Origin of the sequence: Enterobacteriaceae endosymbiont of Donacia tomentosa (genome assembly GCF_012571135.1) — a bacterium.
GTDB lineage: Bacteria > Pseudomonadota > Gammaproteobacteria > Enterobacterales > Enterobacteriaceae.
In genome coordinates, this window is sequence record NZ_CP046216.1 from 268,966 (window position 1) to 285,370 (window position 16,405).

Sequence of the window (16,405 nt, forward strand, 5' to 3'; positions counted from 1 at the left end):
TTTATTATATATGTTATTGTAATGCATAATAGTAATTATATAAAATAATTTTTTAAAATTTGTATATAAAAATAATATTACGGAAATTAATTATGCTTATAATGGGTATAGAAACATCATGTGATGATACAGCAATCGCTATTTATGATAAAAATATAGGAATATTATGTAATAATATTTATACACAAAAAATTCACGCAAAATATGGAGGGATAGTTCCAGAATTAGCAGCAAGAAAACATTTAGAAAAAATTATCCCATTAATAAAAAAATCATTACTAAAAATAAAGAAAAATTTAAATGATCTTGATTGCATTGCATATACTGAAGGCCCTGGTCAAATAAATTCTTTAATTATAGGAGCTACCGTTGCTCATTCTCTTGCTTTTGCTTTAAATATCCCTATTATACCAGTTAATCATATGGAAGGACATCTTTTTTCAATTATGTTACAAAAGAATATTCCTAACTTTCCCTTTATTGGATTACTAATCTCAGGAGGACATACTCAATTAGTATATACGTATAAATTTAGAAAATATAAAATATTAGGTTACAATATTGATGATGCTGTTGGTGAAGCTTTTGATAAAACTTCAAAATTATTAGGTTTAGAATATCCTGGAGGTAAAAATTTGTCTAAATTAGCTAAATATGGCACTCCCAAACGTTTTGTTTTTCCACGTCCCATGATTTCTAAAAAAAATAATTTTAATTTTAGCTTTTCTGGATTAAAAACATTTGTTAAAAATTTTATTATAAAAAAAAATTTAACTGATTTACAAACAAAAGCTGATATTGCATGTGCTTTCGAAGATGCTGTTATTGAAACTCTCTATTTAAAAAGTTTACGCGTTCTTAAAAAATATAATATTCAACAATTAGTAATTTCAGGAGGAGTGAGTTCAAATAAAAAATTAAGAATATTTTTTTATAAAAATTTTAAAAAAAAAAACATCAAATTATTTTTTAGTAAAACTAAATTATGTACTGATAATGCTGCAATGATTGCTTATGTTGGATCAAAAAAAATTTCTTACAAAGAAAAAAAAAAATATAGATTATCTCAAATTAAAATAAACTCTAAATTATCATTGTAAAATTATATTTAATTTATTTAATAATTTTTTAAATATAGAAAAGGAATAAAATACTTTTACAATTAAAAAATATAGTATTAATCTAACAAAATTATTCAAATGTTTTTATTAAATCAAAAAATAATTATGTTATTAAATTACTTTTCTACTATATTAATAAGTATAATTCAGGGTTTAACCGAATTTTTACCTATATCATCAAGTGCACATATAATAATTTTTGCTAAAATATTAAATATAATTGATGAAAATAATTTCAAAATATTTGAGATAATAATACAATTAGGTTCCACATTAGCAATATTTTTATTTTTTTTTAAAAAAATAAAAAAAATTATAACTAATACCATAAAATATGGTTTTTTTTATAAAAAAAAATTAACTATATCACATATAATAATATCTACAATACCAACAATATTGATGGGATTAATTTTTTATCATAAAATTAAAATAATAAATAATATTCATTATATTATATATGGACTATGTTTTGGAAGTTTTTTACTATATTTTTCTGAACAATTTTGTCCTAAAAAACCTAAAATAAATAATATTAATTATTTAACATATAAAATAGCTTTATTAATTGGAATTTCCCAATGTTTTTCATTATTTCCAGGAGTTTCACGATCAGGATCAATACTATCAATTAGTAAATTAATAGGAATTAATCGTCCTATTGCAATAGAATTTTGTTTCATTATATCTATTCCTATTGTTTTGGGAGCTAATATATTAGAATTATGTAAACACTATTTTTTGATCAATATTACTAATATAAAAATATTTATTATTGGTTTTATAATATCTTTTATTATTAGTCTAATAGTAATTAAAAGATTTTTATGTATTATAAAAAATGTTTCTTTAAAATGGTTTTCTTTATATCGTCTATTTTTAGTAATATTATTGCATTTCTTCTTAAAATAAAAAATTTGAATTTTAAGATTTTAAATATAATTTAAGTAATTTTAATCTCTCTTCTTGAATTTTTTCACTTATATCTATTCCTTTTAGCTTGTTATTATTAATAATATTTTTAATATTGATATTTAAAATATATTTGTACATATTTATAAAATATTCACCTTGATGATATGGGATGGATTCCAGTGTAGCTCTACCTCTCGCATCAGCTTCGCTAATTAAAGCTATTTGTTTTACCCTATAAGGTTTTCTCCAAGCATCAATCATATTATATATATTTAATATATTTTTTGGTTTTTGATTATATATATCATGTATAAAATCATGTACTTGAGCCGCTAAAACAGATAAATTTTTAATATTATTAGGAATTTTTAATTTTTTACATAATTTTTTAATCAAAGGAACACCAGCTAAACCATGTCCAGGATGTCTAGGCCATAATTTTTTAGGTGTTAATCCTTTTCCTATATCATGACATAATGCAGCGAATCTAACAGCAACATTAGTAGTTAATTTAGCTGCAATTTTTAAAGTAAGCATAGTATGAATTCCTGTATCTATTTCAGGATGCCATCTTAGCGGAGCTGGGATTCCATATAATTTATTTATTTCTGGAAAAATTATAGATAAAGCTTCACATTTTCTTAAAACTTGAAAATATATATGTGGATGAGAAGTTTGTAAAGCATTATAAGTTTCTTTCCAAATTCTTTCTGGTTTTAAATAAGATAATTCTCCAGAATTACTCATAATTTTCATTAGTTCTAATGTTTTTTTATGAATACGAAAATTTAAACTTGCTAATTTAGCAGTAAATCTGGCAACACGTAATACCCTTAAGGGGTCTTCCTGAAAAGCATTAGATACATGTCTTAATATTCTATTTTTAATATCTTGTATCCCATTATATGGATCATAAAAATTTCCTAATTTATCTTGAGCAATAGCATTAATTGTAAGATCTCTACGTAATAAATCTTCTTCAAGAGTTATTTTAGAAGAAGAATAATAGACGAATCCTTTATATCCATGACCAACTTTCTGTTCTGTTCTAGCTAATGCATATTCCTCATGTGTTATAGGATGTAAAAAAACAGGAAAATCTTTACCAACTAGTTTAAAACCTAATTTAATCATTAATTTTATATTACCTTCAACTACTAACCAATCTTTATCCGTAACTTTTAAATTTAGAAGAATATCTCTAATCGCTCCACCTACTAAGTAAATTTTCAATTTAAGGACTCCTTTTTAAAAATTATTATATATTTTTTATTGAAAATAAAAAATAATAATTTTTATTTATTAACAAAATATATAAACAATATTAGTAAATTACTTTTACAATAAAAAAATTAAAAAAATTCTATATAATATAAATCAAAAATTTTTTATAGAATTAAGAAAAAAATAATAAAGATATATAAATAAAAAATTAAAATATAATTTTCTATTAATATATAATATTACTAATTTATTATAAATATAATATTTTTTATGACTTATAAAATACTTGATTTAGAATTTGGTAATATAAAAACACGTGTAGAAAATGCTATTTCCTTTTTACAACAAGGAAGAGGAATTTTAATTTTAGATGATAAAAATCGCGAAAATGAAGGTGATATAGTTTTTGCTGCAGAAAATATTTCTGTAGCTCAGTTAGCTTTTTTAATTAAGTATGGTAGTGGAATTATTTGTTTATGTATTACTGAGCATTGGCGTAAAAAATTAAATTTACCTATGATGGTAAAAAACAATACTAGTGTCTATAAAACAGGATTTACAGTTACAATTGAAGCAGCTAATGGTATTTCTACTGGAGTATCCGCAAAAGATAGATTTACTACAATTAAAACAGCAATTGCTGATAATGTAAGACCTAATGATTTAAATAAACCAGGACATGTTTTTCCATTAAGAGCTGTTAATGGAGGAATTTTTAAAAGAATGGGACATACAGAAGCTACAATCGATTTACTAAAAATAGCTAAAATGAAACCCACAGGGGTGTTATGTGAATTAACAAATAAAGATGGTTCCATGGCACGTATGCCTGAAACAGTATTATTTGCAAAAAAAAAGAAAATGATAGTTCTAACTATAAATGATATAAAAACATATATTATTGATAATAAAATTTTAATTTAAAAACTAAAAAAAATACAAACAATTTCATCGGCGAGAGAGGATTTGAACCTCCGACCCACTGGTCCCAAACCAGTTGCGCTACCAAACTGCGCTACTCACCGAAAAATATAATGGGGTGATTAATGGGAATCGAACCCATGACAACCGGAACCACAATCCAGTGCTCTACCATCTGAGCTATAACCACCATATAAAAAAATTATAAATTTAAATTAAAAACTACACCCGACAGGAATTGAACCTGAGACCTCTGCTTTCGGAAAGCAGTACTCTATCCTACTGAGCTACGGGTGCTTCAGTATCAATATTACAAATTGATTATCTCAATGTCTAGTTTTTTTTTAAATATTTTTTAGCTAGTTTTTAATGATAAAAAAAGCGATATAATATACGTAAAATTTAGTTAAATATATTTATGAAAAGTATAAATTCAAAAAACTAAGATCTTTTCATCATATCAAAAAAATCGTCATTAGTTTTTGTCATTGATAATTTATTTATTAAAAATTCCATAGCGTCTATTTCACTCATCGGGTGTATTATTTTTCTTAAAATCCACATTCTTTGTAATTCTTCTGGAGAACTTAATAATTCTTCTTTTCTTGTACCTGATCTATTATAATCGATAGCGGGGAATACTCTTTTTTCAGCTATTTTACGTGATAGATGTAATTCCATATTTCCTGTTCCTTTAAATTCTTCATAAATAACATCATCCATTTTAGAGCCAGTATCAATTAATGCTGTAGCAATAATTGTTAAACTACCACCTTCTTCAACATTTCTAGCAGCTCCAAAAAAACGTTTAGGTCGATGTAAAGCGTTTGCATCTACTCCTCCCGTTAATACTTTTCCAGAAGCAGGTGCTATAGTATTATAAGCTCTTGCTAATCGCGTCATAGAATCTAATAAAATAATAACATCTTTTTTATGTTCTACTAATCTTTTAGCTTTTTCAATTACCATTTCCGATACTTGAACATGTCTTGATGATGGTTCGTCAAAAGTAGAAGCAATTACTTCTCCCTTTACTAATTTACGCATTTCTGTTACTTCTTCTGGACGTTCATCAATTAATAATACTATTAATACACAATCAGGATGATTATATGCTATACTTTGAGCAATATTCTGTAATAATATTGTTTTTCCCGCTTTAGGAGGGGCTACTATTAATCCTCTTTGACCACGTCCAATTGGAGAAGCTAAATCTAATACACGAGCTGTTAAATCTTCTGTTGTACCATTACCTCTTTCCATACTTAATCTAGAATTTGCATGTAAAGGTGTTAAATTTTCAAATAAAATTTTATTTCTAGCATTTTCAGGTTTATCAAAATTAACTTGATTTATTTTTAACAATGCAAAATATCTTTCTCCTTCTTTTGGAGGGCGTATTTTCCCAGAAATGGTATCTCCTGTACGTAGATTAAAACGTCTAATTTGACTTGGCGATACATATATATCATCTGGTCCAGCTAAATACGAACTATCAGCAGAACGTAAAAATCCAAATCCATCTTGTAATATTTCTAATACTCCATCACCAAAAATATCTTCACCACTTTTGGAATGTTGTTTTAATATAGTAAAAATAATATCTTGTTTGCGCATTCTCGCTAAATTTTCTAAATAAATATTTTCACCCAAATCTATTAATTCAGATATTGGTTTGTTTTTTAATTCGGTAAGATTCATAATGGTGAGGTCTTAAACTTGAATAATTCTTGAATTTTTTTATAAAAAAGAAAAATAACGTTTCCATATCTAATTAATATATCATATTATGTAATAATAATAAAAAACATAATTATATATAAAAACCTCCACGTAAAAATAACTTACTATTTTGGTAAAAAATCATTTATAATAAATTTTCATAATTAGAACCTTTTTTTTAAAATTAAACACTTTTACCTACTCATATTAAAACATATAACAAAACTATTTTACATTTTTATTTAAAAATTTTTCTAATTGAATTTTATTAATAGATCCTACTATTTTATCAACTATTTTTCCTTTTTTAAATAAACATACTGTTGGTATACTTCGAATATCATATTTTTGTGCAATAAATTTATATTTTTCAATATTTAATTTAGCAAAAATAATGTTTTTATAATTATTTGATACTTCTTCAAATATTGAGGAAAAAATCTTACATGGATTGCACCAGTCTGCCCAAAAATCAACTAAAACTATATCATTCATGTCTATTTTAGATTGAAAATTTTGATCAGTTAAATTAAATATAATATCTTGATTCATACAATTTTAACCTTTAAATTTTATTTAATATAAAAATATTAATATTATTAAAAATTTTAATTTTTTATATTAAAAAATAATAATAAATTAAAATTTTTATGCATTATTATTAATAATTTTTATTAAAATTAAAAAAGTTACTTAATAATATATATATTGTATATACAATAATTAATATATTAATTGTGTCGTAAAATCTTTAGTGATTATATTATAATAAAAATTATATTACAAGTTTATTTATACAATAATATAAATTGTAATTAGAAATTTTAATTTTATTAAAAATATTTTTTAATATAAAAATATTTAAAGACTTTAATTTTATATAAATTGATATATAATGAAAACTTATCAAAAATATATTTTTAAAATTAATTTAAATAAACAACATTTATTGCATGTACATAATTTATGAGACAATTTATAATTAAAAATATTATATTATTAATAATCTGGTTTTTTTTACTCGGATTAATCATATATTCTTTTTTTAAAAATATTTTTATAAAATATAAATTAATAAATAATCACAAAGCTATTTATTTAATAAATAAACACAAAGGAATGGTTTTTGATCTTAGGAAAAAAAGTGATTATGATAATGGGCATATCATTAATGCTATTTATATAAATGCTATAAATATTCTAAATGATAATATAAGTAATTTATGTAAACATAAAAAATATCCCATTATTCTAGTAATAGAAAATAATTCTTTAGGTATAAAAGTAGCCAATAAATTAAGTAATATGAACTTTAATGAAATTTATATTTTAAAAAATGGAATGATGAGTTGGTATCATGAAAAATTACCTATTGTAAATAATAGTTAATTTTAAGGTTTTTTAATTAATTTTATTAAACTAAATTAGTTTACGGAGTAAAAATGAAAAAAAATAATAGTATTTTATCATCTTTAAATATTTTGTCTATTGCGGGAGTATCTCCTTATAAAGAAAAACATAATGAAATATATATGAATAAAAAACAATTATTACATTTTAAAAAAATATTACAAGCTTGGCTTGATAAAATAAAAAATAGAACAAATGATAAAATATCTTATATAAAAGATGAAACCTCAAATTTTCCTGATCCTATAGATAGAGCTTCACAAGAAGAAGAATTTAATTTAGAATTACGTAGTAAAGATAGAGAAAGAAAATTAATTAAGAAAATAGAAAAAACTTTAAAAAAATTTACTACAAATAATTTTGGATATTGTGATTGTTGTGGGATAGAAATAGGTATAAAAAGATTAGAAGCACATCCTACAGCAAGTTTATGTATTGATTGTAAGACTCTAGCAGAGATTCGTGCAAAACAAATAGCAGAATAATTACTTATAATAGTTTTATATATTTAAGAAAAATATAAAGTAAAAATTTTTTTCTAATCTAAAATATAAAATTCTTTATAAAGTAATTTTTAAAATTTTTTATTAGTCACGCAAACCAGTTCCTTTATTAATTAAAATAAAAAGCAATAAATATAAAAAAATAATACAAAAAATTAGAATACTTACAGTAATCCATGGAGAAATAATATATATTCCTAAAAAACTATAACGAAAACCAGAAATAATATAGTAAATAGGATTAATTTTTAATATTTTTTGCCATAAAGGAGGAATTATAGTAGGAGCATAAAAAACACCACCTAAATATGTTAAAGGAGTTAATATGAATGTAGGAATAAAACTAATATCGTCAAAGTTTTTAGCAAATACAGCATTTAATAAACCTGCTAATGAAAATAAAATAGCTGTTAATAAAATAATAATAATAAAAAATGGCCAAGAATGTATTCTTAAAGAAATAAAAAATGTAGAAATAAGTGTTAATAATATACAAATAGTAACGCTACGTACTAACCCCCCCCCGATATATCCTATAATAATAATATGTGTAGGTACAGGAGCTATTAGTATTTCCTCTATATAATGTTGAAATTTCGCACCGAAAAAAGATGACGCAACGTTGGAATAAGCATTATTAATAACGCTCATCATAATTAATCCTGGTATTATAAATTGTATATAACTAAATCCTAATATTTTATTTACATGTAAACCCATTAAATTTCCAAAAATTATAAAATATAAAGATATTGTCATAATAGGAGGAACTAAAGTTTGTATCCAAATACGACTGAAACGATGTATTTCTTTTTTCCAAATAGTATTTAATGCAATTAAATACAAATTAGTCACCATTTAAAATATCCTTTTATATTTAATTAAAATTATTAAAATATTCTATGAATAATTTTTCTAATCTGCTATGTTTATTCTTTATGCTAACAACTTTAATTTTTTGTTGAGTAAGTTGTTCAAAAATCATATTTAAATTTTGATTTTTCATCACTTTAATTTCGAATTGTGTGTTATTAATAATTTTATATTTATATCCATTTATTTTAGGAAAAATATTATTATATAAATTTATATAATCGAAAATAAATATTTCATATTTTAACTTATTTAATAATTTATTTATGGAACAATTTTCAATTAATTTTCCATGATTAATTATACCGATATGTCGACATAAAAATTCAGCTTCTTCGAGATAATGAGTTGTTAAAATAATTGTAATTTTTTTTTGGATATTTAATTTTTTAAAAAAAGCCCACATCTGATGACGTAATTCAATATCAATACCAGCTGTAGGTTCATCTAAAATTAATAATTGAGGATCATGAACAAGTGCCCTAATTATCATTAAACGACGTTTCATGCCTCCTGATAAATTTTTTGCTTTTTTATACCTTTCTTGCCATAATTCTAATACCATTAAATATTTTTTTATTTTAAAAAAAATATCTTCTTTTTTTAGACCATAATAACCTGCTTGATTTATTAATATTTGTAATACAGTTTCAAATGGATTAAAATTAAATTCCTGTGGGACTAAACCTATTTTTTTTTTAATTTGAAATATATTTGTTTGCATATCTAAATCAAATATTTTTATTTTTCCTTCGGATTTATTAATTAAAGAAGTAATTATTCCTATAATAGTAGTTTTTCCTGCACCATTAGGACCTAATAAAGCATAAAAATCTCCTTTCTTAATTTTTAAATTAAAATTATTTAAAGCTTTATAATTATTTGAATAAATTTTAGACAAATTTTTAATTTCTAATGCATAAAACATAATAATTTCATTACTCTTGAGTTATTTAATATTATTATTAAGTAATAATATTTAATTTATACTAAACAAATTATATAAAAAAAAATAATAATGATGATATACTTTATCTATGATAAATAAAGCATATCATAATATTTAAATTTTTTATTACTCAAATAATTCTAATACTTTATCCCAATTTAAAATATTCCAAAAAGCTTCTATGTATAAAGCTTTTTGATTTTGATATTTTAAATAATATGCATGTTCCCATAAATCCAATCCTATTATAGGATATCCTAAAAATGAACAATTTTCTTTATTTATAAATAAACTATCTTGATTTTTTGTTGTAACAATTTCTAACGAATTATTTTTTTTAACTACCCAAATCCATCCTGAACCAAAAAAAGCTAAAGCTTGTTGTTCAAATTTTTTTTTGAATTGATCTATACTACCAAAAATTTTTGTAAAAACATTTTTTATAATACTATTAGGTTTTGTGTTTTTTTTTAAAATTTTCCAAAAAAAACAATGATTGGCATGTCCTCCTGCATTGTTTTTTAAAAATTTTCTTTCTGAAACAGAAATTGATAAATTATCTAAATTAGATAATAAATTTTCTATTTTTATATTTTTTATATTAATTTTATTAAGTATTAAATTTGTATTATTAATATAATTTTGATGATGTTTTGTATGATGTATTTCCATTGTTTTTTTATCAAAAAATGGTTCCAGATCAGAATACGAATATGATAATTTAGGTAATGTATAAACCATAGTTAATCCTTTTTTAATGAAATTTTATTAAAATTAATCAAATTTTTAATCTTTTTAATTACTATCTTGGTGTCAGGCATAATACCATGCCAAAAACAAAAAGAATAAGCAGCCTGTTCTACTAACATACCAATACCATCAGATATTTTTTCCCCCCCTAAATCATAACACCATTTTAAAAATGGTGTTAAACTATCTCTATAATAAAGATCATAATAAAAAATATTTGATTTAATAATAGAACTAGGTATATTAGGAATATTTCCTTGAATCCCACTAGATGTGGCATTAATAATTAAATTATATTTTTTATTATTAATTAAATTATTAAAAAGATCCTCTAACCTTAGACAATTAAGATATTTAGTCTGAAAAAATTCTACAATATTTTTAGCATTTTGATAGGTACGATTTACAATCGTAATTATACACCCAAATTTTATTAATGGATAAATAATACCTTTAGTGGCTCCTCCTGCTCCTACTATTAGTATTTTACTCTTAGGTTGTATAAATTTTATATTTTGTAAATCTTTTAATAAACCAATACCATCTGTATTATCACCTAATATTTTTCCTGATTTAGTCATCTTAATTGTATTTACTGCACCAGATTTTTTAGCTCTACTTGTTAGTATATGACATATTTTATACGCATCTATTTTAAATGGACTTGTAATATTAGCACCTACTCCTCCATTTTTAAAAAAATAAAAAATTTCATTTTTGAAATTATAAATTGGAACACTAATTCTTTTATAATTTTGTTTTATTCCTGTCTGTTTTGCAAATAATTGATGTATTATTGGAGATTTACTATGTTTAATAGGATTCCCAAACACTGCAAATAATTTCATACTTTATCCTTTACGAATAACAAAATTTGTTATTCCATCTCTAATTTCTGATGGTTTATTATAATTTCCTGTTTTTCCATTTAAAATTAAAATATCTTTTTTGACTTTCTTAAAATGTTTTAATACTTCTTTTGAAGTGGAACATGGTGACATTCCTGAAATATTTGCACTTGTAGATACAATTGGTTTACCAAAACCATTACACAAATTTTGTATAAGAGGATGTTTACTAACACGCACTGCTATTGAAGTAAAATTACCTATTAACCAATTAGGAGTATTTGATGAAGTAGGAATAATCCATGTAATCATTCCAGGCCAAGTTGCTAATATCTTTTTTTTTTGATTTTTAGTAATTTTTTTTTCATTTATATAATTTAATAATTGCTGATATTTTGATGCAACTAAAATTAGTCCTTTATTTATATCTCGTTTTTTTATTGATAATAAAGTATATACTGCTTCTTTATTATCAGGATCACAACCTAATCCAAAAACGGATTCAGTTGGATAAGCAATAATTTTCCCCATTTTTAATGCATTAATAAATATATTTATATTCATAATTTTATAAAAAAAATTGATAAAGTTTCAAATGAATTATATATTAGTGTTATATTCATTTTGTTTAAATTAAAAATTTTAATTTAAAAAAGATATTTTTTATAATTTAAAAAAAATTATTATTATGTTAATAATGAAATTATTATATTTTCCAAATAATGCTTTACGGATTGCTGCTAAATCTATTAAAAATATAAACGATGATATTAAATTATTAGGTATAAATATGCTGAATACAATGTATTACTATGGAGGTATTGGATTAGCTGCTACACAAGTTGGAATAAATAAAAGAATAATAGTAATAGATATTTCAAACAAAAGAAATAATCCATTTATTTTTGTAAATCCGAAAATAATAAAATTTAGTAAATCAAAAATTGAAAGTAAAGAAGGATGTTTATCGATACCTGAAGAGCAATATTATATTTTACGTCATCAAAAAATTAAAATAGAAGCTTTTAATTTATTAGATCAACAAAATATCGAATTAGAAGCTAATAACTTATTATCTTTTTGTATACAACATGAAATTGATCATTTAAATGGGATTTTATTTATTGATTATTTATCAAATTTAAAATATCAAAGAATTTTAAGTAAAATTAAAAAATTTAATAAAAAATTATCGCATTCAAAAAATAAAATTATATAAAATGAATAGAAAAAAAATTAAAATTATTTTTATTGGCACTTCTAATTTTGCAGCTTATCATTTACAAGGATTGATAAGTAAATATATAATATCTTGTGTTATAACAAAACCAGATACTTATGCAAATAGGGGTTATAAACTAACTGTTAGTGCTATTAAAAAATTAGCATTAAAAAATAATATTAATATTTTACAACCAAAATCTTTTAATTCACAAAAATTAATTAATAATATTAAAAGTTATAAATGTGATATTATTATTGTTATAGATTATGGTTTATTAATCCCAGAACATATACTAAATATTCCTAAATTATTTTGTATTAATGTTCATCCTTCATTATTACCTAGATGGAGAGGGTCGGCCCCAATACAACGAGCACTTTTAGAAAACGATTTAAAAACAGGTATTAGTATAATAAAAATGAATAATTTTTTAGATCAAGGAGATATTATATATCAAATAGAATGTACAATTTTATTATACGACACATTTGCTTCTCTCTCTAAGAGATTAACTATTTTAGGTTTACAAGGACTTTTATTTATTTTAAATAAAATATCAAAAGGAGAAAAAATTGATTTTACATCTCAAAATATATATATGACAAAACCTACATATGCTCATAAAATATCTAAAATAGAATCAAAATTAAATTGGTTTTTTCCCGCTAAAAAGTTAGAATGTATGGTACGGGCTTTTAATCCTTGTCCCGGGACATATTTTATAACAAAAAATCAAAGGTTTAAAGTATGGCAAGCAGAAATAATTACTAATTCTACTTTTAGTAGTAATAAAAATAAGCCTCCGGGTACTATATTATCAATAAATAAATATGGCATACAAATAAACACTATTAATGGTATTTTAAATATTACAATTATCCAACCTAGTGGTAAAAAACAAATGAATATTCAAAATTTTTTAAAATATCAACAATATCAAAATATTTTTGTAAAAAATAAAATTATCACTTAATTTTTTTATTTGTTATTATTTTTCTTCCAATTAATTCTATATAAGCCATAGGAGCCTTATCACCATTACGATACCCACATTTGATAATGCGTGTATATCCCCCTGGTCTATCTTTAAATTGTGGACCTATAGTATTAAATAATTTATAAATATTAATTTTATTATTTAATTGAGAACGAATCAATCTTTTATTAGCAATATTATTTTTTTTAGCACGAGTAATTATAGGTTCTATTATTGTTCTTAATTCTTTGGCTTTTATTAAAGTAGTTTTTACTATTTCATTAGAAATTAATGAATTAGCTAAATTATTTAGCATTAAACGACAATGACTGCTATTTCTGTTAAAATAACGACCTGCCTTACGATGGCGCATTTTGTTATCCTTTATAATTTCTTTATTTATTATTTTTTATTATATATATATTTTATGTTTTTTCATTAGTAATAATCTTTGGTGGCCAATTTTCTAAACGCATACCTAAAGATAATCCCCGGGATGCTAATACATCTTTTATTTCTGTTAAAGATTTTTTGCCAAGATTGGGTGTTTTTAATAATTCAACTTCTGTTCGTTGTACTAAATCTCCTATTAATTGTACTGATTCTGTTTTTAAACAATTAGCAGATCTGACAGTTAATTCTAAATCATCAACTGACCGCAAGAGAATAGGATCAAATTCAGGTTTTTCTTCTTTCACTAATTCTTCTTGTTGAATATCACGTAAATTTACAAATGATTCTAATTGCTCAGAAAGGATAGTAGCTGCTTTTCTTATAGCTTGTTCCGGATCTAATGTTCCATTGGTTTCCATTTCTATTATTAATTTATCTAAATCAGTTCTTTGTTTAACTCTGGCTGATTCTACATTATATGTGATCCTTTCAATCGGACTATAAGACGCATCCAAAAGTAATCGCCCTATTTTATGATTAGAATTAAATTCTTCATTATTTATTTTTGTATAAGCTGCTACATACCCTCTACCTAATTCAACTTTAATTTTCATATTAAATGATGTATTAATATTAGTAATATGACAAATAATATGATTTGGATTTATAATTTCTATATTATTACCATAATCAATATCTGAAGCTCTTACAGGACCAATACCTGATTTATTTAAAGTTAGTATTATTTCCTTTTTATTATCTTCTACTTTTATTGCTAATTTTTTTAAATTTAATAATATTTCAATAATATCTTCTTTTATTCCTTCTTTAGTACTATATTCATGTAATACTCCTTCTATTTCAACTTCTGTTACAGCATATCCAGGCATTGAAGATAATAAAATACGTCTTAATGCATTTCCTAATGTATGTCCAAAACCTCTCTCTAAAGGTTCTAAAGTAACCCTTATTGTAAAATTATTAATTTGTTTTATATCTACTAATCGAGGTTTTAAAAATTCTGTTATAGAATTATAATGCATTTATATACTCTCTTATTTTACACTATTTTGAATAAAATTCGATAATTAAATGTTCATTAATATCTGCAGATAAGTCAGAACGTTCTGGTAATTTTTTAAATATTCCTTCCATATTTTTATTATTTATTTCTAACCAACTAGGTTTTTCTCTTTGCGAAGCTAAATCCATAGCTGCAATAATTCTTAATTGTTTTTTAGAATTACTACATACAGAGATTTTATCATTTAAAGATAATTGATAAGAAGCTATATTAACAATATTATTATTAACTTTTATAGTTTTATGAGAAATTAATTGTCTTGCTTCTGCTCTAGTAACACTAAATCCCATTCTATAAACAGTATTATCTAAGCGTTTTTCTAATAAACATAGTAAATTAAATCCAGTATTGCCTTTAATACGTGATGCTTTTTTATAATAATTACGAAATTGACGTTCTAATACGCCGTATAATCTACGTAATTTTTGTTTTTCTCTTAATTGAATGCCATAATCTGATATTCTTGGTTTTCTTAAACCATGTTGTCCTGGAGCTTGTTCTAATTTGCATTTAGAATCAAGAGTACGTACGTTAGATTTAAGAAATAAGTCAGTTCCTTCTCGTCTACTTAATTTTAATTTTGGACCTAGATATTTTGCCATAATAATTCTCTTTTAAATATTTAAATTTTTTAAAAATAGAATATTCTATAATTTCTAATATTTATTTATACTCGTCTTTTTTTCGGGGGTCTACATCCATTATGTGGGATAGGAGTAATATCAGTAATATTAGTAATTTTAAATCCAGCATTATTTAATGCTCTAATAGTAGATTCTCTTCCTGGTCCTGGACCTTTTACCATAATTTCTAAGTTTTTGATTCCATAATTTTTAACAACTTCAGCACATCTTTCTGCAGCTACTTGAGCTGCAAAAGGAGTTGATTTTCTAGAACCTCTAAATCCTGATCCTCCTGCTGTAGCACACCCCAAAGCATTACCTTGACGATCTGTAATCGTAACAATTGTATTGTTAAAAGATGCGTGTATATGTGCAATGCCATCTGTAATTTGTTTTTTTATATTTTTTTTTGATTTTAAAAACTGTTTTTTCATAGTATCATTTACTCTAGTGAGGGTTATTTTTTAAAGAATTTACATAATTTTTTTCTAGTGTGCGCATTAGTTTTCGTTCTTTGACCTCTAACAGGCATACATTTCCGATGACGTAACCCACGATAACAACCTAAATCTACTAATCTTTTAATATTTAAATTAATGTTTCTTCTTAAATCTCCTTCTATTATAAATTTAGATACAGCGTTTCTTAATAAATCTATTTTTGCTTCTGTAAGTTCGCTTATTTTAATATTTTGCGAAATTTTAGTTTGATGACAAATCTCAATAGCATGAGACTTCCCTATCCCATAAATATATTTTAATGCTATTACTACACGTTTATTATCAGGAATATTAATTCCAGCTATACGAATCATATCTCATCCTTTTTTATTTTATTAAAAATATCAAGTTTATATAAAGAAAACTCC

General features: G+C 23.1%; 20 protein-coding genes and 3 tRNA genes. 7 read left to right on the forward strand and 16 right to left on the reverse strand.

All coding sequences use genetic code 11. The annotated features are described in order from the left end of the window. Positions 1-92 precede the first annotated feature (92 nt). Together tsaD and GJT88_RS01220 are read left to right on the forward strand one after the other, a co-directional pair. On the forward strand, positions 93-1,100 hold the full coding sequence (gene tsaD, locus GJT88_RS01215) for a tRNA (adenosine(37)-N6)-threonylcarbamoyltransferase complex transferase subunit TsaD (RefSeq protein ID WP_168895127.1): 1,008 nt from the start codon (positions 93-95) through the stop codon (positions 1,098-1,100). A 99-nt stretch (positions 1,101-1,199) separates the two neighbouring features. Then, on the forward strand, positions 1,200-2,033 hold the full coding sequence (locus tag GJT88_RS01220) for an undecaprenyl-diphosphate phosphatase (protein ID WP_246213256.1): 834 nt from the start codon (positions 1,200-1,202) through the stop codon (positions 2,031-2,033). 12 nt (positions 2,034-2,045) lie between these two features. On the opposite strand, the gene GJT88_RS01225 is transcribed toward GJT88_RS01220, so the two are convergent. Beyond that, a complete protein-coding gene (locus GJT88_RS01225) occupies positions 2,046-3,269 on the reverse strand; it encodes a multifunctional CCA addition/repair protein (protein ID WP_168895128.1) in 1,224 nt (407 codons plus the stop codon). Positions 3,270-3,530: 261 nt separating this feature from the next. Here GJT88_RS01225 and ribB point away from each other — a divergent pair, with 261 nt between their 5' ends. Beyond that, complete coding sequence (ribB, locus tag GJT88_RS01230) at positions 3,531-4,184, forward strand: 3,4-dihydroxy-2-butanone-4-phosphate synthase (RefSeq protein WP_168895129.1); 654 nt, start codon at positions 3,531-3,533, stop codon at positions 4,182-4,184. A gap of 27 nt (positions 4,185-4,211) precedes the next feature. Here the strand turns inward: ribB and GJT88_RS01235 are convergent. The 5 genes from GJT88_RS01235 to trxA all read right to left on the reverse strand — a co-directional run bounded on the left by GJT88_RS01235 (position 4,212) and on the right by trxA (position 6,455). Further along, positions 4,212-4,285 (reverse strand) — tRNA-Pro (locus GJT88_RS01235). 10 nt (positions 4,286-4,295) lie between these two features. Beyond that, a tRNA-His gene (locus tag GJT88_RS01240) sits at positions 4,296-4,371 on the reverse strand. 33 nt (positions 4,372-4,404) lie between these two features. Continuing rightward, positions 4,405-4,478 (reverse strand) — tRNA-Arg (locus GJT88_RS01245). Between the two features lie 144 nt (positions 4,479-4,622). After that, a complete protein-coding gene (gene rho / locus GJT88_RS01250; RefSeq protein ID WP_168895130.1) occupies positions 4,623-5,882 on the reverse strand; it encodes a transcription termination factor Rho in 1,260 nt (419 codons plus the stop codon). 246 nt (positions 5,883-6,128) lie between these two features. Then, complete coding sequence (trxA, locus tag GJT88_RS01255; protein ID WP_168895131.1) at positions 6,129-6,455, reverse strand: thioredoxin; 327 nt, start codon at positions 6,453-6,455, stop codon at positions 6,129-6,131. A 414-nt stretch (positions 6,456-6,869) separates the two neighbouring features. Here trxA and GJT88_RS02330 point away from each other — a divergent pair, with 414 nt between their 5' ends. Together GJT88_RS02330 and dksA are read left to right on the forward strand one after the other, a co-directional pair. Next, positions 6,870-7,292, forward strand: a complete 423-nt coding sequence (locus GJT88_RS02330; RefSeq protein ID WP_281350639.1) for a rhodanese-like domain-containing protein — start codon at positions 6,870-6,872, stop codon at positions 7,290-7,292. Positions 7,293-7,345: 53 nt separating this feature from the next. Beyond that, complete coding sequence (gene dksA, locus GJT88_RS01265) at positions 7,346-7,798, forward strand: RNA polymerase-binding protein DksA (RefSeq protein WP_168895133.1); 453 nt, start codon at positions 7,346-7,348, stop codon at positions 7,796-7,798. 102 nt (positions 7,799-7,900) lie between these two features. On the opposite strand, the gene GJT88_RS01270 is transcribed toward dksA, so the two are convergent. The 5 genes from GJT88_RS01270 to tsaC form a co-directional block, all read right to left on the reverse strand. After that, complete coding sequence (locus tag GJT88_RS01270; RefSeq protein ID WP_168895342.1) at positions 7,901-8,671, reverse strand: ABC transporter permease; 771 nt, start codon at positions 8,669-8,671, stop codon at positions 7,901-7,903. 22 nt (positions 8,672-8,693) lie between these two features. Next, the gene (locus tag GJT88_RS01275; protein WP_168895134.1) at positions 8,694-9,617 is read right to left on the reverse strand and encodes an ABC transporter ATP-binding protein; all 924 of its coding nucleotides are present in this window, start codon (positions 9,615-9,617) and stop codon (positions 8,694-8,696) included. Between the two features lie 147 nt (positions 9,618-9,764). Continuing rightward, positions 9,765-10,379: a Fe-Mn family superoxide dismutase gene (locus GJT88_RS01280; protein ID WP_168895135.1), complete on the reverse strand. Its 615-nt coding sequence runs from the start codon at positions 10,377-10,379 to the stop codon at positions 9,765-9,767. Between the two features lie 2 nt (positions 10,380-10,381). After that, positions 10,382-11,236 (reverse strand): shikimate dehydrogenase, encoded by an 855-nt coding sequence (gene aroE, locus GJT88_RS01285; RefSeq protein WP_168895136.1) that lies wholly within the window; start codon positions 11,234-11,236, stop codon positions 10,382-10,384. Positions 11,237-11,239: 3 nt separating this feature from the next. After that, positions 11,240-11,800 carry an L-threonylcarbamoyladenylate synthase type 1 TsaC gene (gene tsaC / locus GJT88_RS01290; protein WP_168895137.1) on the reverse strand — a complete coding sequence of 187 codons (561 nt, stop codon included), beginning with the start codon at positions 11,798-11,800 and terminating at the stop codon, positions 11,240-11,242. Positions 11,801-11,924: 124 nt separating this feature from the next. Between tsaC and def the strand changes: the two genes are divergently transcribed. Both def and fmt read left to right on the forward strand, forming a co-directional pair. Next, positions 11,925-12,455, forward strand: a complete 531-nt coding sequence (def, locus tag GJT88_RS01295) for a peptide deformylase (protein ID WP_168895138.1) — start codon at positions 11,925-11,927, stop codon at positions 12,453-12,455. Position 12,456: 1 nt separating this feature from the next. After that, positions 12,457-13,434, forward strand: coding sequence for a methionyl-tRNA formyltransferase (fmt, locus tag GJT88_RS01300; RefSeq protein ID WP_168895139.1), 978 nt, complete (start codon positions 12,457-12,459; stop codon positions 13,432-13,434). On the opposite strand, the gene rplQ is transcribed toward fmt, so the two are convergent. From rplQ to rpsM, 5 genes are all read right to left on the reverse strand, one after another. After that, positions 13,427-13,810: a 50S ribosomal protein L17 gene (gene rplQ, locus GJT88_RS01305; RefSeq protein WP_168895140.1), complete on the reverse strand. Its 384-nt coding sequence runs from the start codon at positions 13,808-13,810 to the stop codon at positions 13,427-13,429. The two genes, fmt and rplQ, sit on opposite strands and share 8 nt — an antisense overlap. 52 nt (positions 13,811-13,862) lie before the next feature. After that, positions 13,863-14,873 (reverse strand): DNA-directed RNA polymerase subunit alpha, encoded by a 1,011-nt coding sequence (locus GJT88_RS01310; RefSeq protein ID WP_168895141.1) that lies wholly within the window; start codon positions 14,871-14,873, stop codon positions 13,863-13,865. A gap of 22 nt (positions 14,874-14,895) precedes the next feature. Continuing rightward, positions 14,896-15,516, reverse strand: a complete 621-nt coding sequence (rpsD, locus tag GJT88_RS01315) for a 30S ribosomal protein S4 (RefSeq protein ID WP_168895142.1) — start codon at positions 15,514-15,516, stop codon at positions 14,896-14,898. Between the two features lie 65 nt (positions 15,517-15,581). Continuing rightward, complete coding sequence (gene rpsK, locus GJT88_RS01320) at positions 15,582-15,971, reverse strand: 30S ribosomal protein S11 (RefSeq protein ID WP_168895143.1); 390 nt, start codon at positions 15,969-15,971, stop codon at positions 15,582-15,584. A gap of 23 nt (positions 15,972-15,994) precedes the next feature. After that, a complete protein-coding gene (rpsM, locus tag GJT88_RS01325) occupies positions 15,995-16,351 on the reverse strand; it encodes a 30S ribosomal protein S13 (protein ID WP_168895144.1) in 357 nt (118 codons plus the stop codon). Between the last annotated feature and the right edge of the window lie 54 nt (positions 16,352-16,405).